This window comes from Planomicrobium stackebrandtii (genome assembly GCF_030814955.1).
Taxonomy (GTDB): domain Bacteria; phylum Bacillota; class Bacilli; order Bacillales_A; family Planococcaceae; genus Planococcus; species Planococcus stackebrandtii.
Map to the genome: position 1 here is coordinate 150,983 of NZ_JAUSWB010000004.1, position 20,729 is coordinate 171,711.

The 20,729-nt window shown below is 43.3% G+C and carries 18 protein-coding genes; 12 read left to right on the plus strand and 6 right to left on the minus strand.

Annotated features, from left to right (window positions below; translation table 11 throughout):
* Window positions 1–216: 216 nt before the first annotated feature.
* The gene (locus tag QOZ98_RS08595) at window positions 217–3,405 is read right to left on the minus strand and encodes an efflux RND transporter permease subunit (RefSeq protein ID WP_308787071.1); all 3,189 of its coding nucleotides are present in this window, start codon (window positions 3,403–3,405) and stop codon (window positions 217–219) included.
* Between the two features lie 18 nt (window positions 3,406–3,423).
* Window positions 3,424–4,242, minus strand: coding sequence for a TetR/AcrR family transcriptional regulator (locus tag QOZ98_RS08600; RefSeq protein ID WP_308787072.1), 819 nt, complete (start codon window positions 4,240–4,242; stop codon window positions 3,424–3,426).
* A gap of 223 nt (window positions 4,243–4,465) precedes the next feature.
* Between QOZ98_RS08600 and QOZ98_RS08605 the strand changes: the two genes are divergently transcribed.
* Both QOZ98_RS08605 and QOZ98_RS08610 read left to right on the plus strand, forming a co-directional pair.
* On the plus strand, window positions 4,466–4,987 hold the full coding sequence (locus QOZ98_RS08605) for a GyrI-like domain-containing protein (RefSeq protein ID WP_308787073.1): 522 nt from the start codon (window positions 4,466–4,468) through the stop codon (window positions 4,985–4,987).
* Window positions 4,988–5,043: 56 nt separating this feature from the next.
* Complete coding sequence (locus QOZ98_RS08610) at window positions 5,044–6,108, plus strand: glycine-rich domain-containing protein (RefSeq protein ID WP_308787074.1); 1,065 nt, start codon at window positions 5,044–5,046, stop codon at window positions 6,106–6,108.
* A gap of 182 nt (window positions 6,109–6,290) precedes the next feature.
* Here the strand turns inward: QOZ98_RS08610 and QOZ98_RS08615 are convergent, their stop codons facing one another.
* Complete coding sequence (locus QOZ98_RS08615; RefSeq protein WP_308787075.1) at window positions 6,291–6,761, minus strand: competence protein ComK; 471 nt, start codon at window positions 6,759–6,761, stop codon at window positions 6,291–6,293.
* A 242-nt stretch (window positions 6,762–7,003) separates the two neighbouring features.
* Between QOZ98_RS08615 and QOZ98_RS08620 the strand changes: the two genes are divergently transcribed.
* Both QOZ98_RS08620 and QOZ98_RS08625 read left to right on the plus strand, forming a co-directional pair.
* Window positions 7,004–7,483, plus strand: coding sequence for a sigma-70 family RNA polymerase sigma factor (locus tag QOZ98_RS08620; protein WP_308787076.1), 480 nt, complete (start codon window positions 7,004–7,006; stop codon window positions 7,481–7,483).
* A gap of 114 nt (window positions 7,484–7,597) precedes the next feature.
* A complete protein-coding gene (locus QOZ98_RS08625; RefSeq protein ID WP_308787077.1) occupies window positions 7,598–8,875 on the plus strand; it encodes a HAMP domain-containing sensor histidine kinase in 1,278 nt (425 codons plus the stop codon).
* Between the two features lie 66 nt (window positions 8,876–8,941).
* Here QOZ98_RS08625 and uvsE read toward each other — a convergent pair whose 3' ends face one another.
* Window positions 8,942–9,814, minus strand: coding sequence for a UV DNA damage repair endonuclease UvsE (gene uvsE, locus QOZ98_RS08630; RefSeq protein WP_308787078.1), 873 nt, complete (start codon window positions 9,812–9,814; stop codon window positions 8,942–8,944).
* A gap of 99 nt (window positions 9,815–9,913) precedes the next feature.
* On the opposite strand from uvsE, the gene QOZ98_RS08635 reads away from it, so the two are divergent.
* Together QOZ98_RS08635 and QOZ98_RS08640 are read left to right on the plus strand one after the other, a co-directional pair.
* On the plus strand, window positions 9,914–10,399 hold the full coding sequence (locus QOZ98_RS08635; RefSeq protein WP_308787079.1) for an SRPBCC family protein: 486 nt from the start codon (window positions 9,914–9,916) through the stop codon (window positions 10,397–10,399).
* A 213-nt stretch (window positions 10,400–10,612) separates the two neighbouring features.
* A complete protein-coding gene (locus QOZ98_RS08640) occupies window positions 10,613–11,476 on the plus strand; it encodes an AraC family transcriptional regulator (RefSeq protein ID WP_308787080.1) in 864 nt (287 codons plus the stop codon).
* Window positions 11,477–11,826: 350 nt separating this feature from the next.
* Here QOZ98_RS08640 and QOZ98_RS08645 read toward each other — a convergent pair whose 3' ends face one another.
* Window positions 11,827–12,135 carry a hypothetical protein gene (locus QOZ98_RS08645; protein ID WP_308787081.1) on the minus strand — a complete coding sequence of 103 codons (309 nt, stop codon included), beginning with the start codon at window positions 12,133–12,135 and terminating at the stop codon, window positions 11,827–11,829.
* A 478-nt stretch (window positions 12,136–12,613) separates the two neighbouring features.
* On the minus strand, window positions 12,614–13,372 hold the full coding sequence (locus QOZ98_RS08650) for an NRDE family protein (protein ID WP_308787082.1): 759 nt from the start codon (window positions 13,370–13,372) through the stop codon (window positions 12,614–12,616).
* A 364-nt stretch (window positions 13,373–13,736) separates the two neighbouring features.
* Here QOZ98_RS08650 and QOZ98_RS08655 point away from each other — a divergent pair, with 364 nt between their 5' ends.
* The 6 genes from QOZ98_RS08655 (at window position 13,737) to pdxA (ending at window position 20,729) form a co-directional block, all read left to right on the plus strand.
* Entirely contained in the window at window positions 13,737–15,368 is a 1,632-nt protein-coding gene (locus tag QOZ98_RS08655; RefSeq protein ID WP_308787083.1) for a sensor domain-containing protein, read from the plus strand.
* Window positions 15,369–15,587: 219 nt separating this feature from the next.
* Window positions 15,588–17,024, plus strand: coding sequence for a sigma-54-dependent transcriptional regulator (locus QOZ98_RS08660; protein ID WP_308787084.1), 1,437 nt, complete (start codon window positions 15,588–15,590; stop codon window positions 17,022–17,024).
* 23 nt (window positions 17,025–17,047) lie between these two features.
* Entirely contained in the window at window positions 17,048–17,278 is a 231-nt protein-coding gene (locus QOZ98_RS08665; RefSeq protein WP_308787085.1) for a helix-turn-helix domain-containing protein, read from the plus strand.
* A 168-nt stretch (window positions 17,279–17,446) separates the two neighbouring features.
* Window positions 17,447–18,448, plus strand: a complete 1,002-nt coding sequence (locus tag QOZ98_RS08670) for a 2-keto-3-deoxygluconate permease (RefSeq protein ID WP_142826003.1) — start codon at window positions 17,447–17,449, stop codon at window positions 18,446–18,448.
* Window positions 18,449–18,454: 6 nt separating this feature from the next.
* The gene (locus tag QOZ98_RS08675) at window positions 18,455–19,744 is read left to right on the plus strand and encodes a four-carbon acid sugar kinase family protein (RefSeq protein ID WP_308787086.1); all 1,290 of its coding nucleotides are present in this window, start codon (window positions 18,455–18,457) and stop codon (window positions 19,742–19,744) included.
* Complete coding sequence (pdxA, locus tag QOZ98_RS08680) at window positions 19,731–20,729, plus strand: 4-hydroxythreonine-4-phosphate dehydrogenase PdxA (RefSeq protein ID WP_308787087.1); 999 nt, start codon at window positions 19,731–19,733, stop codon at window positions 20,727–20,729. Before QOZ98_RS08675 ends, pdxA begins: the two co-directional genes overlap by 14 nt.

The window sequence follows — 20,729 nt, forward strand, 5'->3', positions numbered from 1 at the left end:
TTTGGGAGCCTGTTCAGTTATGCTGAGCAGGCTTTTTTATGTGGGGTGCGGTCTTTTGCGTTTGAGGTGCGGTTATGAGGCATCGAGGTGCGGTCCGGAGCCTGCGAGGTGCGCTCTTGTCCATTTGGGGTGCGGTTATCGGCAAACGAGGTGCGGACGGCTAAAAATACGCACAAAAAAGGCAGCTCACGATGAGCTGCCTTTTCTAATTATTCTTTAGTTTACTTCTTTTTTGCGGAATTTCGAAACCACTTCGTAGACGATTGGCACGATGACCAATGTCAACAGTGTGGAACTGATCAGTCCGCCGATAACCGTGATGCCGAGGCCTTGTGAAATCAAGCCGCCTCCGCCTTCAGCTCCAATGGCAAGCGGGATGAGCGCGCCGATTGTTGCCAGGGCAGTCATCAAGATTGGGCGCAGTCGAGTTACACCGCCTTCAAGCAGTGCTTCACGTGTACTCAAACCGGCTTTCTCCATATGAATGACGCGGTCAATCAAGACAATGGCATTGGTGACAACGATACCGATCAGCATCAATACACCAATCAATGCATTGACACTCAATGATTCTCCAGTAATCCATAATGCGACCAGTACACCGATAACAGTGAATGGCAATGAGAACAGGATGGAAAATGGAGCAAGTGCACCACCAAATGTTACTACCAGTACGAAATAAACAATCGCAATGGCTGCAAGCATGGCCAGGCCAAGCTGAGTGAACGATTCGTTGATTTGTTCAGTCACACCGCCGTGGTCAGTCGTTACACCAGCCGGCAGTTCAAGCTCTGAAGTTTGCTCGTCAATTTCTGCAGTTATGTCCGCGGCATTGTTGCCAAGGACGTCTGCAGTCAGGGAAGCAAACATTTGGCCGTCTCTGCGGTTAATGGTATCCGGTGACTGGCCTTCTTCCACTTCCATGACCTCACCGATTGTGACGGTCGTCCCAAGTGCTGTGGGAATTTCGACATCTGTTACATCATCAATACCTGCATATTGTGTTTCTTCGGTTTCAATGTAAACATTGATGTCTTCTTCTTCATGGGTGACTGTAGTCAAGACCGGTGCTTCGCCAACGCTGCTTAACGCCATGCCGATTTGTGCAGCCGTCAGCCCATTTTCGCTTAAGCTTTGTTGATTAGCGACCAGGGTGAATTGGTCATAAGCTTCGGTTAAGCTGGACTCTGTGTTTTCCAAGCCATCGTTATCTTCCATTAACGGCTGGATTTGATCAATAGCCGATTGAATGTCTTCGACACTGTCACCGTAGACGAACATTTCCAGTCCGCTGCCTCCAGTTGCAGTAAAATCCATACTAGCCCATTCTCCGGATTCTGTAGAGCTGTTCAAGTCTTCAATCAGTTTTTCACTTTCATCAGTAAATGCTTCAAAATCGTCATCATACTCAATATAGAACAATGCGGAATTGTCTCCGCCGCCGCCCATTGCGGACATTGGGTTGCCGCCGCCAAGTGAGTACTGGTAAGACGTTACGCCTTCTCTGCCTTCAATAGAGCCTTCTGCATCAAGTGCAACGGCTTCTACATCTTCGCGTGTCTGGCCAGGTTCCGGGCTATAGGTAGCCATCACCGTTTTCTGTTCTTCTTCAGGAAGGAAGCTGACGCCGATAACCGGAATCAAGAACAGACTTGCGGCAAGGAGCAACGACGCTCCTCCAAACGTGATGATTTTGTGATTCAAGGTCCATTCCAAAATGCGTTTGTAGCTGTCTGCCATTTTGCCTGGCTTGTGTTCTTTTTGTTTGGAGCTATTAGTGTCCAGGTTGTGCAATTGCTTGCGGTACATCAAATGCGCCATCATCGGAACGATGGTAACTGCAACCAATAGGGATGCAGACAAAGCAAAGACGACTGCCAAAGCGAACGGCAGGAACAATTCGCCGATTTGTCCGCTGACAAGTGCAAGCGGCAGGAATACTGCGATGGTAACGATCGTTGATGAGAAAATCGGTACGAACATTTCGCGTGTTGCTTCACGGATCAGTTCTTTGCCGCGCAGTTTTTCGCCGGGCAAAGCCATGCGGCGATAGATATTTTCGATAACAACAATCGAGTCATCGATAACGCGTCCGATTGCGACGGTCAGTGCGCCGAGTGTCATGATATTTAACGTAATATCCATTTGGTTCAATAAGAAAATCGCCATCAGCAATGACAAGGGAATAGAGATGATAGAAATAACCGTTGTCTTAAAGCTGCGAAGGAACAGCAAAATGATTGCGACAGCAAATAAAATACCGAATAGCGCTTTGCTGAGCATCGTTTCAACCGATGTCTCGATCGGTTCGCCTTGGTCAAATGTGGAAGCGACGGTCAAACCGTATTCTTCCTCAACATCTGCAACGATGTCTTTGACGCCATTGACCACTTCAACGGTATTGGCGTCGGGTGATTTGACGATTGAAATACCGATAGATTCTTCACCGTTTGTACGGGAAATCGATTCTGCTTCGCTGACCACTTCAATCTCGGCCAGTTCGCTTAATGCAACTGTCGGAATCGCAGATGGTGCAGCTGCGGTTGGAGTTTCAGCCGCTGGTGCTTCAGTTGTTGGTGGTTGAGCTGCCGGTGCTTCCGTTCCAGCTTCTTCAGATCCAGGAGCAGTTGGGGCAGCACTTGGAGCATCAGTGGCCGCTGCAGGAACAGCCGGAATCTGAAGGCTTCTCAAATCATCGACAGAGGTGATATCGCCATCAATAACCAGGTTTTTCAGTTCACCGTCAAAATCGGTCAATCCTAACGGAAAGGTCAGGTTGGATCCTTGGATCAATTGCTGAATTGTATCTTCAGTCAAGCCGTATTGTGCCAGTGCTTCCTGATCAAAGGACATCGTGACTTTCTGGACACGTTGTCCCGAAACTTGTGCCTCGGACAAACCGGCTACCCCTTCAAGAGCAGGAATTACGTTTTCTTCGACGCTGGCCGTCAGTTCTTCCAGTGAACTCTCAGAATCGCTGATGCTCAATGTTAGAACAGGGAATGCATCCAAACTGATGCGCGAAACCTCTGGGGCGTTGGCAGACTCGGGAATTGAAATTTGTGACAAGGCATCTTCCAATTCACGGGTTGCTTCGTCCATATCGACTTCAAAGTCGTATTGAACTTGAATGGTCGAAGCATTGGCCATCGATGTGGACGTTGTAAGTTCAACGCCATTCATATTTTGGATCCGCTGCTCCATCGGAATGGTGACTTCTTCCATAATTTCATCCGGTGCTGCACCAGGGTATGTAGTAACGACGGTCACAGCCGGAAGGGTGATGCTGGGAATGGATTCCTGTTTCATGGTCAAGCCGGCATAAAGGCCAGCGACAACGATCATGAGTGTCAAAATCCATATTGCAAACTTGTTGTTCAAGGAAAAATCGATAATTTTCTTCAAGTGGTTAGCTCCTTTTTCTCAAATGAAATTTTCCAGATATAGCACGTCGTTCTTAATGGAAGGAGACTGTTTTAAATAAACCAGCAAGGCTTCAATTAAAAACTCCTCTTGTTCTTTTTTGGCGACTTGTTCTTTCAATAAATTGAGTGAAGCCAGCAACTTGTCGGGATGAGGTTCAGATGCTTTAATTTTTTCTGCTATGTGGAGAAAGAGTTCGTCAATGGTGACTGGCGACGAACGCGCCTCGGTTAAAACAGGTTCCATATCCTCCAGATTAGCGACAATTGCATCGATGGCCGCTGTGACGAAATTGACCAGCTTGGAAATCGGCACATGTTTTTGTTCGATAACCAGTGTAATGATGTATTGCTGCATTATGCCTTCGAGCACCATCACCAAATCATCCAAAAATGGTTCGACGGGAGTTCCGTAGGTATCCAGCAGGATGGTCTTGTGCAGCGTAATAGTCGACTGGCGCAGTTCCATGAACAATGATTTCAGCTTGTCGCTGTCACTGAGCGGAAAATCTTTGAATACCATCATGAAAAAATCCTGATTGGAAAGTGTACGCTCAATCTCAATCGCCAATTTCTCTTTGAAAACATCCTTGTGATCGGATCCCGGGGCGTGCTGAGAACTGGAGATTGCCTCCGTGATTTCTTCATGGTACTGCTTTAAGATTTCGATGAATAAATTTTCCTTCGAATCGAAATGCTTGTAGAAAGCACCTTTGGAAATGCCTACGGCTTGCGCTACTTCCTGCACCGAAGTTTGATGAAAGCCTTTTAAAGAAAATAAATGTACAGCCTGCTTCATTAACTCAGTTCTTTTGTCCATTCGAGCCCTCCTAAACCGACTGGTCACTTTTAATGACTGGTTGGTCACTTGTTCCAGATTATAGCTTACAGTGAGCAAAGTCAATTTGATGAGCTTTGGATTTTGTGACAACTTAATGTCTCCAATCTATTGAAATTTTCATCGGCGATTTAGAGGACTATGCTTGCAGGTATAGAATACTAGTAAGTATTAGAATGAAGAGTTTTACAGAGGAGAGGATTGAATGGTGCAAAAGTATATCAGTGAACCATTTGTCGAGGAGCGGGCTGAACAGCCTTATGTCGGAATTCCGATATTGGCAGGGCTGGCGGAATGGGATAAAGTGAATAGCCTCGTCGGCGAGCTTTTTGACTGGCTGAAGGGCAAAGGCATTAAACCGGCAGGAACTCCATTTTTCCGTTATTGGTGCCTGGGAGATTCTGAAGGTAAATACAAAATGGAAGTGGGCTTGCCGGTCAAACGGATGGTGAGCGGGGATGACCGGGTGGTCGCCAGTTTCATACCGGGAGGATCTTATTTATCGGCGCTGCATAAAGGGCATCCCGACAATTTGGAGAAATCTCTCGCAGCACTGGAACAATGGGCGTTGCAGGAAGAACTGGATATCGACAAGCGATGGGAAGGGCAGGAAGAAATTTGGAACGGACGTTTTGAGTTTTATGTGACCGATCCGGAAACAGAACCTGATTTAAACAAGTGGGCAATCAGGATCGCCTTTTTGCTGATGAGAGACGATGCGGCTTAAAGTGTGCAATAAGAAGCTTGCAGGAAAGATACACACTAAAGTAAAGAGGCGATGGGATGATGGGGTCTGTTGGAGTTGCTATTATTATTTTCGGGTTAGTTGGCATAGGAATTTATTGGAGTTCCCATAAGACGAAATCCGCATTAAAAAATGAAAATCGGGAATTGCTGTTGCTGACACAAGATGAGTTCTTGAAAAAACAAAAGGAATTGGACTTGGATTTCGTAGAAGGTACGGAGTCTAGCTTTCGAACCTGCGCACAAGAGTTGGAAGCTGCTTATCCCCTTGATTATCAGCTGCACATCTACAACCGAATGGTTAAAGAAACAAGGTACAGCCAGGCAACCATTCTCGAATTGATGTTTGAACAAAAGCGGTTTTTGCTGATGGCATCTATTCTGAAAAAAGTGCCCATGTTTTCGAAAGCGGTAGACGAGGTTTGGCACCAACAGTTGATGTTCACCAATGAGTACCGGGATTTCACAGAGAAGTTTGCCGGCCGGTTTATCCACCACGCTCCAAATGTGGACGGAACAGATGGGGTAGACGATAAGTTTTTATTCGATATGGCGTACAAAAAGCTGTTTATCGAGAAACCTTCTTCGGCCAAATCATGGGGTGCTCCATTTTATGAAATGGTGCCAAGTGCCAGTTTCCTCGCGGAATGGAGAGATTCAGACATATCACTGCTCGAAAGCCAATACTTTTTTGACAGGAGCGAAACCCGGCGCTCTGTATACGGATTGATTCGTGAGATCAAGAGTGACATTGAATCTGCAATGAACAAAGGGAAGTACAGCCGATTTCTGGAAAAGCAATCCCGCATTGTCCAGGGTTCTTATCCCACACCAGGAACATCCAATGAACTGACACTGCCTTACGTAATCTGGGCAGCAGGGGACACGGGTGCAACGTATTCCGAATCACTTGGACTTGCCAAAACCCATAAAAAAATAAAGTCGGATTCCGATGGAGGAAACTCTGGATTTTTCGGAACCGTATTAGATAAGCCGAAAAGTTCAAAAGAAGCTTGGTGCGGATCTGACTCAAGCGATTCGGGCGGCTCTGGAGACTCCGGCGGCGGTTCTTCTTGCGGAAGCAGTTGTGGTAGTTCCAGCTGATCTAAAACAACAAGTGTAATTATAAAAGTTGAACAAAAAATTTTTTCTTAAAGTTGCTTCAGGAATGCTGTTTTGCCGAATATCGATACGTGAGGACCATCAGTTCAGTTTATTATAGAAGAAAGACACCTCTCTCTGCAGTGGCACTTGTGGCCACTGCAGAGAGAGGTGTCTTATTTTGCTTACTGCTTATTTTTTTCACGAACGTTGGAATAGTAATAAATCATTTCATACATGCGGCTTCGCTGCTTTTGCAGAATACCGATGGAGACATTGACTTCTGTTGATACATTGAACTCATCAAACAGGACGCGGGTCCTGTTCCGGGCAATGGTTTCCAGCCGGTAGTGGTGGTTGAAAATCCAAACGCAGTCAGGGTTGCCAGGAGACTTTGTGGGGTAAGCGGCTAAACCGTTTTCCGAAATGAGAAGGGGTGTTTTTTTATGCTGTTTAAGATTGTGCCGTGTAGCTTTCACACGTCCTTCGTATGTGGATGCATACATCATACAAGTTTTATCTATCAATGACAGAACCGAATCACGGGAATAAAAAACGTCATCTTTCGTCACAATTTTTGATTTTTTCTCTGTTTCAAAATAACTTTCAACAAACAACACTGATCGATCAATTAACTTCTCATCATACTTCTTCACTATCACAAGCTCCCCTTTCTCAACACATAAAAAATTTTACCATTCACACGTTTTACAGGCAATCTGTTTTTCTGAAAATAGGTACTATTTTGACAATTTTATGTGCCTAAATTCCTGTTTGTTTTAATGATAAAGCGTGTATCGTAAGGACAAATAGCATAGAGGGCAAGTGGCGACTGCTCTTTTCAGAACGTATTCTGAATGGACCCGGGAATCAACGAACGTTCAGAAGGACAAAACCAATGAAAGATTTTGAAGAAGTGGCTGCACAATATGCGCCAATGATTTCTGCTATGATCCGCAAACTTCATATCTACCGTGATTACGATACGTATCGCCAAATCGGCAACATTGCGCTTTGGCAGGCATGGCGGCGTTTCGAAGACGAAAAAGGAAACTTTACCCCTTTTGCTTATCGCAGCATTCGTGGCGCGATGCTCGATGAACTGAAGCGGGAGACGAGAAAGAATGACCAGGCAACCCATATGAGCAATGTAAAAATGGAAAGTGGAGAAGCAATATCAGAAGGATTGCCCGATTGGCTGGATGTGAGCATGCTTAATGACCATGAAAAATGGCTGCTCGAAGCACTTTACGTAAAGGGAAGGAGGCTTACAGATCTGGCAGTAAGTGAAAAAATTTCACTTGCAGGTATGAAAAAAAGGCGCGAGCGGCTGTTAAAAAAGCTGAGGGAAGCGACTCATCATCCGTTCAAGGAGTAGCATAAGCGGAAACTGCGAGAAGTCGGCAGCATGAAGGATTCAGAAAAAGGTGGTAGCGAACAAAATCGAATTGTATAATAAGTGACGCGGCAGAAAGAAATGGGGATTAATCATATGGAAGCAATGATGACGGGCATGATCAATAATATTTTCTTCATCATATTTCCGATCATCGTCTATCAGATGCTGGCGACAGCCGGCCAACGAAATTTCTTCGTTAGCCACCGTGTTACAATGACTGTTCTTTTTTCGATTTCCATCATACTTTGTATGCTTTTTCCTTATCAATTTTTAACGGACCAATATATTTTCGACTTGCGCCAAGTTCCAATGATCGTCGGAGCATTATACGGAGGCCCACTAGTTTCAGCCATGCTGTTTCTTGTATCTTCTGTTGGCCGATTTTTCATCGGCGGAGACGGAATGTACATCGCGATCCTGAACCAATTTGCCATTGCAGCGGGAGTTCCATTCCTGCGTCCGCTGTACATGCGAGTTAAAAGGCTGGGGAAAATTGTTCTGGTGTTTTCCATCTCCATTGCTTCCCTGTTATTCAACATGTTTGCGGGCGCTTACTTTTTTGGAGACCCGCTCGGCGATATCCTGGGCATTTGGGTGATGCTAATGATCAATCAAGGAACGATCATCGTGTTAACCGCTTTGCTGATTGAACATATGCAGCGTCAGGAATACATGTACAACTCGCTGTTGAAGCATGAAAAAATGGAAACCGTCAGTCATTTTGCAGCTGCGGTTTCACATGAATTGCGCAATCCGCTTCAAAGCATCAAAGGATTTATTCAACTGATGAAAGAATATGAATACAGCCGCGAAAAGCAAGTGGAGTTTCATAGCCTGATTTTAAAAGAAATCAATGCTGCAGAAGATTTGATTGACGATTATCTCGTTTATGCCAAACCAACCTATGGACAGCTCGAGTCCATTACGGTTTCTGCGGAAATTCAGCACGTCATGAAAATTATGGCACCATATGCCAACGTAAAAGATGTAGAAATGCAAATAACAGATATGGACGAACAGGCAGAAATTCTTATCGATCGCCAGAAATTCCAGCAGGCGCTGGTCAATATCATCCGAAACGGCATTGAAGCGATGCCGGACGGAGGGACACTGGCTGTTGCGGTGAAAACATCGCCGGCCAAAGTGTGGATTGAAGTGACTGACGAAGGCATCGGCATGACAAAAGAAGAAGTAAAACGTTTAGGGGAACCTTATTTTTCAAATAAAATCAAAGGGACTGGACTTGGCATGATGGTCACATACAGCATCGTCAGCCAAATGAATGGCCAAATCATGGTGGATTCTGAGAAAGGCAAAGGTACCGAGTTTACATTGGAATTTCCGAATTTCTCCGCATCTCCCAAAAAATAAACCATCAGCCTTAGAGGCCGATGGTTTATTTTTGTGTTGAGTAAATCTTCCACATAAGCTGATAGTTTATTTATGTGATAATTGGCGGACAAAAGGCAGGACCGATTGTTCTTTCAGTTTGGCTTCAAACATAATATCGGCATCAATGCCGCCCAATAATCTTAACAGTTCCTGAAAGTCCGTTTCAGAAACCAATCCATGGTGGCGAAGATCGGTAAATCCTTCTTTGCCTGTACTGATATGAATTTTGGGCGTGCCATAGCCTTCCCAGGTCTTCAGGATTTCAGCATAATCGACTGGTTCGCCTTCATTGTTGCAGTTGTGGTGATGGATATCAAAGCAGATAGGCACTTTGCACATGTAATGAACGTCCAGAACGTCTCTGACGGTAAATGTCTTATCGTCATTTTCCAATCGCAGCCGCTGCCGTATGCTGGGCGACAATGCCAGATAGGCTTCTGCAAAGCGTTGTTTCGCTGCTTCTTTGTCTCCATATGCTCCACCGGTGTGGAGAATGATATCGGAGCCGCCGAGCAATTGAATCAGCTTGTCGTGATACTCCAGGTCTTCAATCGATTTCCGGACCACTTCCGGTTTAGGTGAATTGAGGACGGTGTATTGGCCAGGATGAACAGAAACTCTCACCTTGTGTGTTTCGACAAGCAGGCGGATTTTATCTGTGATGGCCACTACATCCGGATCTTCCCACCATATCCAATCGTTTATCGGATGGGTGGAAAGCGGGACGATAGAGCTGGAAGCCCGGTAAAAATAAATGTCATTTTCCAGGTTCCACTCGAGAATTTCGAGTGTGGTCTCAAAATTTTTCATCGTCAGTTCTTTTATCTTTCCTGTGCCTTCTGCTTCCGCAGTCGCTACACGCAAAGTTCTAAATATTGTTTTCAATTCGGTATTCATGCAGGCATAACCTAATCTCATGTTGTTTCAGCTCCTTGCTCCTATTATACCCTTCCCGCACGGATTGCATTCCTCCTATTGGGGTATAATAATAGAAATAATCCAAGAGGAGGAATTCTAATGATTGCAGAAGTTACACAGACCGAACAAGGATATGTGGCAACTTTCGACCGGAAATTGGCTCATGTACCAGAACAGGTTTGGCAGATGCTGACGGACAATCAGAAAGTTCACCAATGGTTTTCAGGATTGCAGCTGGAAAAGCCGGGGAAAGACGGCTTTTTATCTTTTGATATGGGGAATGGCAACTTTGAAAAAATGGCAATCACAGACTTTGAAGAGAATAAGCAATTAGGTTTTGAGTGGGGAGAAGACCATGTTTCTTTCGAAGTTACCCCTGAAGAAGGCGGGACCCGGCTTCGGATGGTGGAAACCATAAAGGTGCTGACAGACCACACACCAAAAGATGTAGCGGGCTGGCATGTATGCCTGGATGTGCTGGAAGCACTTCTCGATAAAAAGGGGATTGACCGGACATTGGAATGGGAACATTGGTACCCGGAATACAAGCGGCTGTTTGAAAGCATGCGTGTTTCTTTTGAATAAAGGCCAATAGAGTTGGAGCTGACGCGATTATTTTGGGTTTTTTAAAAATATAATTTAACTGCAATTTTATAGCGCAATTGGTAGACGTTCGTGAAATGTTTTTCAGCATTTGCGAACGTTTTTTGTTTAGTGCTGGAGACTGTCCGCAGTCAGCACATACGGACAGGACGGCTCGAGTAGCGCTTGGTAATATCAACTAAAGGAGTGAAAGCTATGGGGTGGGTGGAATCGTTGCAGCGTGCCATTGATTATATGGAAGAGCATATGGAGGATCCGGTTACAATAGACCAAATTGCCAAGCAGGCAAACTCTTCTGTTTTTCATTTTCAACGAACTTTTTCCATATTGACGGATTGTTCGGTCGCTGAATATTTACGCAGAAGAAGGCTGACTTTGGCAGCCCAAGAGCTGTCAGCCACTGATCGGAAAATCATCGACATCGCCTATAAATATGGCTACGACACTCCCGAGGCTTTTGCAAAAGCGTTTCGGCGGCAGCACGGTGTCACACCGAGTGAAGCCAGAAAAAATTTGGGAAAGCTGCAAGCTTTTAACCGCCTGGTGATCCAGGTGAATTTGAAAGGGGTGGATCCAATGAAATACCGAATTGTAGAGAAGGAAAGTTTTCAGGCTGTTGGGATGAAGCGTGAATTCTCACTGAGCAATGGGGAGAATATGGCAGGCATTCCGCAAATGTGGCAGGAACTGAATCAAGCTGGCACGAGCAGCACTATAGCCCAGCTGAACGATGGGGATATAAAAGGCTTGCTGGGCATTTGTGCCGACTATCAGGATGGTGGGACAATGGATTATTGGATTGCTGCTGAAAGTACGGCAAGTGTCCCTGAAGGTTTCTCCCGGTTGGAAGTGCCTGCATCAAAATGGGGAGTCTTCGAAGTGCATGGTGCAATGCCGGATGCAATGCCAAAAGTTTGGAAGCAAATTTTTTCGGAATGGTTCCCGTCCAATCAATATGAAAATGCGGGAACCGCTGAACTGGAGGTTTATCCGGAAGGGGATCCTTACAGCGAAGACTACGTTTCTGAAATTTGGATTCCGCTGAAAAGTAAGAGATGAGGGGGAAGCGGACCGAAGCCTGCGCTGGCTTTGAAACGAGGAGATATATAGAGCGCTCATAAAGTGGCATAGCCACTTTTATGAGCGCTCTTTTTTGTTTTTACCGATTAAAGTCTACAAACTGTATATCGCGGCTATGGAAATTAAAATGATCCGAAAGCATTGACTCTATTTGTAGTTTCGCCATTTCTTCCGATTGAAACCAATTTCCCGCCGCCATACTGCAGGACAAAATAAGAAATCACCAGCCCCAAAATTAAACCGGCTCCAATTGAAATGCCATCTTTTCATAGTTAATCCTCGCGTTTAAAGTATTCAGTTCTAGTTAATGCTGTGAATAACTTCTAAAGTTACATGAGCTTTTTTCGTTCATTCTCAAAGCGGGTCTCCAAAGCGGTGCTGATTTTTCGCATGACTTCAATCTGTGTGTCATTGGCATTGACCTTGTGCGTCCACAGGTAAGCCTGCACTGGATTTGCAGGAGCATGTTCAAGCAATAAAACCTCGCGGCAAAAATCAGGCGTCTGTTTGCCGGAAATAAGTTTTATGGTGTAGAGTGAAGTGGTTTTGACAACTTTGTCTATCTGGTAGCTTTCGTTGAACTTATCTAAATCTGCAATGTGTTCAAATTCATTTTCTGTTTCTTTTAATGGTGCCACTCAAAACACTCCTTACAACATAATCTATACCGTACTTTTTTTAGATGATACACTAGCTGACGCTTATAAGCACTATATTTATGGAGCCTCGAAGTAGACGCATAATTCTTTAGTCTAACAAATAAAAAATTATTAAAACAGATAAACAGCTACTGATTTCTTGGAGTTCTCAGACAATTATTCTCGTAGTTTTATACTCACCCTACCTGTATATCACTGTATCCTCAAAAAATGAAGTGTGGCGTATTGAGGTGAAAGAAGAAGGATTGCCTTTATACGGACTGCAATAGTCTTACTGCTGCAGATCATCAAATTGCTTAAGCCGAAGTGAAACTGCCGAAAATGTTTGAAAACCCAATAATTTATCGGACAGAATTCGCAGAACGAAATTTTAAAAAAGAAAGAAGCCTGACAATCTGTTTCATACAGGATTGCCAGGCTTCTTCGTATTTAATTTCTTGTGTTGCCGCGCCAACTTTTACTTTATCTTAAATTCAAACCGGTTGTCTTCCTTAAATATCCCTTTTTCATAGTTTCTTTCGGCAAAAGTTAGGGTTCCATCATGGGCGACCAGCACGACAGTTGCAGAACGTGTTCCATAGTCAGGTGTTTTGATGAACATAGGTGAAAGCATTCGCTCGAGATCAAGCCCTACACCGGTGTCGGGCAAGTGGGTATCCGGGGCGTGTTCATCATCCGTCAACATTGTGAAAATCTTGTCCAGGTCAGCTTTTTCGGTTTCGGCCATATAGGAAGCAAGTCTTTCTTTGCCTTTTGTGACCTTGGGCCATGGGGTGTTCAGAAAATGATTGCTGAGCCCGTGTATGCCGGGTGGAATATCATAAGATTCTTCCTGTATGTTGTTATAGTAAACCAGCTTTTCAGCATTGCCGATAATAATATTGAATCCTGCGTATTGTTTCGGATCAATCGTCTGCAAATATTCTTTGGGTGAGGTTGTGCCTGCCAAAAAGTTTTTGACAACTTCCCCTCTGGACAAACGCCCAGATTCCAGGTTGGTTGGATCCCGGAAGTTTGTTAATGCGGCAATGCGGCCCTGCTTTGTAACGCCAAGCCATGTACCCATCCCAGTCAAGTCTCGCCCCGCCAAAATATGGGGTTCATCATCCCAAAAGTGGGCTGGCGCAGCAGGGCGTCCATAAAACTCGTCTCGATTAGCAGCAACTATCAGTTTGTATGTTGGGTGTTTCCTGAATTGCAAATTGATGAGGCACATGTTTTTTCCCCTTTATGATTTATTATATACAATCAAGCGTTCTGTTAACAGAAAGAGCTTTCAGCGCTAAACATTTTAAGTGCGGATAAGGCAACTGGGTGCGGCCAGTATTTGAGCAAAAATCAATTTTGAAAAAGGATGGTTTTTACTGGTTAAAAAGTTTGTCCCACACATGGCCTATTGATATAATATAAAAATATATTTTAGAAAATTTCGGATTATTGCTAGGTCAAAAGTTTCAATTGGAAGTATTTTCTGCTACACTGTTAAAAGAGTTTTTCTTGAAAGTGATTTAATATATAGGGATCAGGGGGGAACGGCCATGATGAACCAAGCAGCTTCATTATCTTTTACGCGTGTATTAATGGAAGGCATCAAAGAAATGGTATTTGTTGTGAAAGTTGATGACGTTTGTTCTTTCACTTATGAGTTTCTTAACAAAGCAGTAATGGAAAAAACCTTGTTAGGGCCTGGTTCAGTCGGAAAAACCTTTGATGACATTCATTCCAAGTTCATGGCAAAATTTTTAAATGAAAAATATAGTGAAGTTATCCAGACAAATCAAAGTACAAGCTATGAGGATTCATTTTATTCTGCCGACAATAAACTGTATTATTCAAAAACCCTGCTGACACCCCTTTTCGACGACTTAGGAAAATGTACTCATATAGTTAGTCTGGTAAAAGACATCACCGATGAGAAAATAGCGAAACTGGAAAGCCAAGGAATCCAAGAACGCCTCGAAGAAAGCAGTGCGCGCTATCGATCTTTGTTTGACAGTAATGCTGATGCCATTTTCACGGTTGATTTTAATGGCCGTATTACTGGGGGGAATTCTGCAGGATACAAGCTCAGTGGATATTATATGAATGAGCTGGCAGGGAAAAACTTTATTGATTTTGTTGTTCCTGAAGATAAAGTGCAGGCAAAAGAAAATTTCCATTTTTCAATTTTAGGTAATATTAAAGACAGCCGCCTTCAAATCTTAAATAAAACTGGCGATGTAGTTTGCTGTATCGTCAAGTTCATTCCAATTAATGTGAAGAGTAAAATCACCGGTTTTTATATGATTGCCAAAGACATGACAGAACTGGACAAAATTGCGAGCCTATATAAGGCGGGAGAAGAAAACTTTCGGATCATTGCAGAAAATGTCCATGACGTCATCATATTGATGAACCATCATAAACAGTATCTTTATGTATCGCCATCATCTGAAACGATATTCGGCTATAGACCAGACCAAATCATCGGTCAGGAGCCTTATTTCAATGTACATCCAGAAGATATCCCCAATATAAGCAAGGCTTTTGAACAGGCAGCAAAAAATGGTTCTACTTATCTGGTACAAATTCGCCTGCTCCACAATGAACGCGGCTGGATTTGGTCAGAAATCAGCGGGACTCCTGTTTTTGGAGAGAATAAAGAATTTAATCATATGGTGATGGTGGCAAGAGATATCTCGATTCAAAAAGAGTATGAAAGCCAACTCAAGCATTTTGCTTACTATGATTCCTTGACAGAGCTGCCGAACCGCCGCTATTTTCAGGAATATGCGACTGAAAGGCTGGAACTGAACGAAAATAGCCAAAGAAGTTTAGCTGTTCTCATTCTTGATATTGATGATTTTAAGGAAATCAATGATCAGTGGGGGCATGAAACAGGGGACGCAGTCATTCAGGAGTTTGGTTTCCGGCTGAATAATTGCATGCATGGAGAGAATATGGCTGCACGTTTAGGGGGAGATGAGTTTGTCATTTTGCTGGCAGATACCGAAACCGAAGAACAAGTGGCAGAAGTTGCCGACATGATTTATCAGGTGATGAAAGAGCCGGTAGAAGTGGAAGGTTTATCACTGAACATTTCAATCAGTATGGGAATTGCTCTTGCACCTTCCGAAAAGGTCTCCATTTCTGTTATGATGAAGCGCGCCGATATGGCGATGTATAAAGCAAAGCAGCAAGAGAAAAATACATTCCAAGTAAGTCCGACATGAGCTGTAAAGGCTCATGTTTTTTATTGACCCAAAGTGTCAATAGATCTTCTATAGTGCATTTGCATACTTGTGCGCCTGCAGATAATGAAAAAAGACTTTACGTAAGCATCGTAAAGGTATAGTTTTGTATGTCTGGATTCATCCCAAAGGAGCAGAATAGCCTGTAGGGAACGTGGTTGCTATAATTGAATAAAAGGTACATTAAAGAGGGGCTATTATATGCGGAAAATTAAAATTGGCTTTATTTCTCCTTATGAAGCCATGGTTCCAATGGTAGAAGAGTTAGGAGAGAAACAAGAAGATTTGCAGGTTGCCACAAAGGTAGGTAACTTAGAAGAAGGCGTGAAGTACGCAAAAGAAATGGAACGTTCAGGATATGATTTGATCATTAGCCGAGGGGGAACAGCCGGGCTGATTCGAAATGCAATTTCTCTTCCGGTAATCGATGTACATATGTCAGGGTATGATTTGTTAAGGACGATTATGTTGACAGAGGGCCACTCCAAAGAAAAGAAAGTTCTGGTCGGCTTTACGAATATTACACTGGGAGCGGCTTCGATAATCAACCTATTGGAGATTGACATGACCGTTGTCACTATACAGGACGCCAATGAAGTCGATGTGGTTTTAAAGTCACTTAAAGACGAAAAACACACAATTGTCTTAGGAGACGTGGTAACTGTTGCTGCTGCCCAAAGACTGGGAATGAGCGGTTTTCTTATTCAATCGGGCCGTGAATCCATTATGGAAGCATTTGAAGAAGCGCGCAGGCAATTTGTCTATCAGCAAAAAAGCCAGCGGTTGGTTAATGTAATGCGCTATTTTTTGGGAGCCAGAAAAATGGACATGTTAATTGCAACGGCGCAAGGAGATGTTATTTTTGAAAATTGGTCTAAATTTCCAGGAAGTCCTATTTCGCAGAACGAATGGATTGAGCTCGTCAATCAAGCTTTCCAAACCGGCAATTCCATCTTTCGCACGGTAGATACTTTTCAAATTAGAGTTGATCTATTCCAGGAACAGGAAGAAAAAGTAGCGATGATTCTTTTCGAAGACCTCTTAACTGCTTATCCTAATATCACAATCGAGCAAATTGATCAATTGCCTTATATCGTAACTGAAAGTGCAGCTATGAAACGGATTAAAAATTTAGTAGAAAAACCGTTGATGGCTAAAGAAAATATTGTTTTAATCGGCAAAGCAGGCGTCGGCAAAAAAGAACTCGCCCGCTATATCCATGCTGTTCATGGAAAAAATGGATTTTTTGTTTCTGTGGATCTTGATAAACTGGATCAGGTTGAAGAAAGTTTTGCTAATTCGAAAATCGATACTGTATTTATTCATCTTAGCCAAGTTCCTGAGCTGAAAAAAGTGAACGAACTTCAGCATATTTTGGCGATTGCGGAACAAAAAAATGTGCAAATAATCTTTTCACAGCAGGAAGTATTTGAGGAGCTGAAGATTAATTTGGGGATGGATGAAGCGGTTATCATACACTTGCCGAGTCTCCAAGAGCGAACAGAAGATATTGAAACATTAGTGCAGCAGTTCCTCATGGAATTTCACCAGGAATTAGGAACACAACCAATTAAAGTGAGGAAAAATGCGATTGAATACTTGAAGAACATGCAGTGGCCAGGTAATACAACGATTTAAAGGCATATATAAAAAAACTGGCATTGGCCGAAAGTGGCTATGTCATTGAAGAAAACCTGCTTCGTGATCTGCCTTTTGTTTCCGACGTGAAACCTGAACAAACCACAGTGGCATTAGAGAAAAATGAAACATTAAAGGAAATTGAACAAAAAATCATTGAAAAAGTTCTTAAGGAAGAAAACTTTAATCAAACAAAGGCGGCTCAGCGTTTAGGAATGAACCGGGCTACTCTATGGCGCAAACTCAAAAAATGAGCTTGCGTTTTTTTATGATTAAAAGTGTTGCATTATTATACTATTTATCAGATTTATGTGTTTATATAGATAAAAGTGTTGCTTTATTATACTTAAATTTTTATAGTGTTAATGAAAGCGTTATCTTAAAGTAGAGTGAAAAATAAAAAAACGAAAAGAGGTAAACTAATGAAAATTAAAGCAACCATGGAACGGATTCCAGGCGGAATGATGGTAGTACCGTTATTATTGGCAGCAACAATCAATACGATAGCCCCTGATTTATTGAGAATAGGCGGCTTTACGCAAGCCTTATTTGTTGATAGTGCAAACGCTTTAATCGCTTTGTTTCTTCTATGTACCGGTGCACAGATTAATGTGAAGACTTTCGGCGTTTCTTTGGCCAAAGGCGGAACACTGCTTGCGACTAAATGGATTGTCGGGGCATTGTTTGGACTTTTAGCTTATATGTTTGCCGGGGATAATGGCTTGTGGCTAGGTATTGCTCCGATTGCTGTAATAGCAGCTATGACAAACAGCAATGGCGGTTTGTTTGTTGCATTAGTAGGACAATACGGGAACAAAGAAGATCGCGCAGCTTATTCTTTGCTGGCGCTAAATGACGGCCCGTTCTTAACTATGGTGGCATTGACGATTTTTGGAGCGATGGGATTTGTTGAAGGTCTGTTTTCACCAGTTTCTTTTATTGCTGTGTTATTGCCTATTTTAATCGGTATGATTTTAGGTAATCTAGATGAGGATATGCGAACTTTCTTAGATAAAGGAAGCTCTATGCTGATTCCCTTCTTTGCCTTTGCTCTAGGTATGGGAATTGACTTTAATGCAATTATTACAGGGGGACTAGGCGGAATTGTCCTTGGCCTAATGACTGTTTTCTTAACGGGGACAGCTGGTTACTTAGTCTTTAAAGCGCTAAAATGGAATCCGATTGTAGGAGCTGCTGAAGGCTCTACTGCTGGAAATGCAGTGGCGACACCTGCAGCTATTGCGGCGGCTAGTGCCGGATTCTCTTCGGTAGTGGATATAGCGACAGTCCAAGTTGCAGCTTCGACTGTAACAACGGCTATATTGTTGCCGCTTTATATCGCATTTTTAGTGAGACGTATTGAAAAGAAAGGCTTTGTATTTACTGGTGGGGAAATAGTAAGAAAAGAAGCTTTAAAGGAGTGACAAATTGTGGCGACTCAAATCGGCATCATTGCAGATGATTTTACAGGAGCCAATGACTCCGGTGTTAGACTGGCACAAAAAGGGTTAAGAGCTCGCGTGATTTTGGCTGGAAGGGAAGATGAAAATACGGATCCAAATATAGACGTTTGGATTGTTGATACAGATAGTCGGGCTATGGAACCAATAGAGGCTTATAATATTGTATCTTCGGAAATCGAACGACTGAAAAAAAGAGGGGTTTCCTCATTTTATAAAAAAGTGGATTCGACACTTCGCGGCAGTGTAGCAGCAGAATTAAAAGCATTGCACGATTGTGCTGGTGCAGAAATTATTTTTATTGCACCAGCGTTCCCGACTCTTGGACGTACGGTAAGAGATGGAATTCTATATGTAAATGATATCCCTGTAGGTGAAACAGAATTCGGCAATGATCCAAAGACCCCAGTGCTGCACAGCTATATTCCGGACTTACTGGCATCAGAAGATGTTTTTACCGCAGTATTGACTCACGAAATCTTGAGTGGGAAAAATCCAGAACAGTGGGTGCAGCAGCAAATAGACAGTGGTGTAAAGTGGATTATTTGCGATACGGTCGTTGAGGAAGACTTTATTCAGTTAGTATCTCTGGAAGATAAACTGGATGTGAAAATAGGATGGGCAGGTTCAGCAGGACTGATAAATTATTTGTATTCAGTCTCAGCTGAATCCCAAGAATTTGAACTACCGGCTCGCAGTACTGGCAAGGTTTTGGTGGTTTCAGGCAGTTTGTCAGGAAAGACAAAAGAACAACTGGATAATTTAGCACAGAGACCTCAAACCTTGATGATTGAAATTAACCCAGCAAGATTATTGGAAGATCCTGAAAGAGAAGGGGAAACAATCAAAGCGTTAAATCATTCTGCCGATTGGGACAGTGCGGTGATATACGTGGAACCCTCTCAGACAAACCGGGACCAGGTAGCAGAATGGGGATTGCTGAAAGAATGGACTGCTAATCAGACAGGCAAAGGAATCTCACAGGGTCTGGGGAAACTCGTGAATTTAGCATTGAAAAATGGCGGATTCGATGCACTTATTATGACGGGCGGCGATACTGCCAAAGACATTTGCAAGGAAATTGGCGTTGCGGATATGGAACTCCGCTTTGAAATTGAAGCAGGGCTGCCGCTCGGGATGGTAAAATGGAACGGAAAAGAATTAATCGCAGTAACTAAAGCAGGAGGATTTGGAAATCCTGCCTCATTGGTCAATGCTGTTGAATTTTTGAAAGGAGCGGGATTAAATGAGCACACATAAACCGGTCATCGGAATTACTATGGGGGACGCTGCAGGCGTTGGACCAGAAATCATTTTAAAAAGCTTTGAGCATGACATCGTTCATGACACAAGCCGTTCGTTTGTCATAGGAGACGCAGCTATATTGGAGCGGGCGAAAAATTTTACTGGGAGCACTAAAACAATTAATCGCATAAAGCATCCATCTGAAGCCGGCTTTGACAAAGAAGCAATTGACTGTCTGGATTTAAATCTATTGCCGGCTGATTTGCAGATTGGCGAAGTCTCAGCTGCTGCTGGAGATGCGGCATTTCAATATTTGTCAAAAGCAATTTCTTTAGCAAACAATGGTGACATTGATGCTATCTGTACAGCACCACTAAATAAAGAAGCTTTGCAAAAAGGTGGACACATGTATCCGGGCCATACAGAAATATTAGCAGACTTGACTGGCACAAAAGATTACTCCATGATGCTTTCTGCACCAAACTTGAAAGTTATCCATGTAACTACGCATGTAGGAATCATTGATGCAATCCGAATGATTAATCCAGAGCGCGTTTTGTATGTTATTCAATTGGCTCACGATACCTTAACAAAAGCAGGAATTCAAAATCCGAAAATTGCGGTTTGTGGCATTAATCCGCATGCTGGAGAAAATGGTTTATTCGGAAACGGCGAAGAAGAAGAGAAAATTATTCCAGCTGTGGAACAAGCAATTGCACGAGGGATAGACGTGCAAGGGCCATTACCTGCAGATACCTTGTTTTTCCGAACAGTCCGTGGGGATTTTGATATAGTCGTTGCTATGTACCATGATCAAGGGCATGCGCCAGTTAAAGTCCTTGGTTTGGAAGCGGGGGTCAACATCACCGTAGGGCTTCCGATTATCCGTACCAGCGTAGATCACGGGACGGCTTTTGATATTGCAGGAACTGGAATTGCTGATGAACAAAGTTTAGTTGAAGCATTGCGGCAAGCTGTAGAATTGGCTCCCAAAAAATAA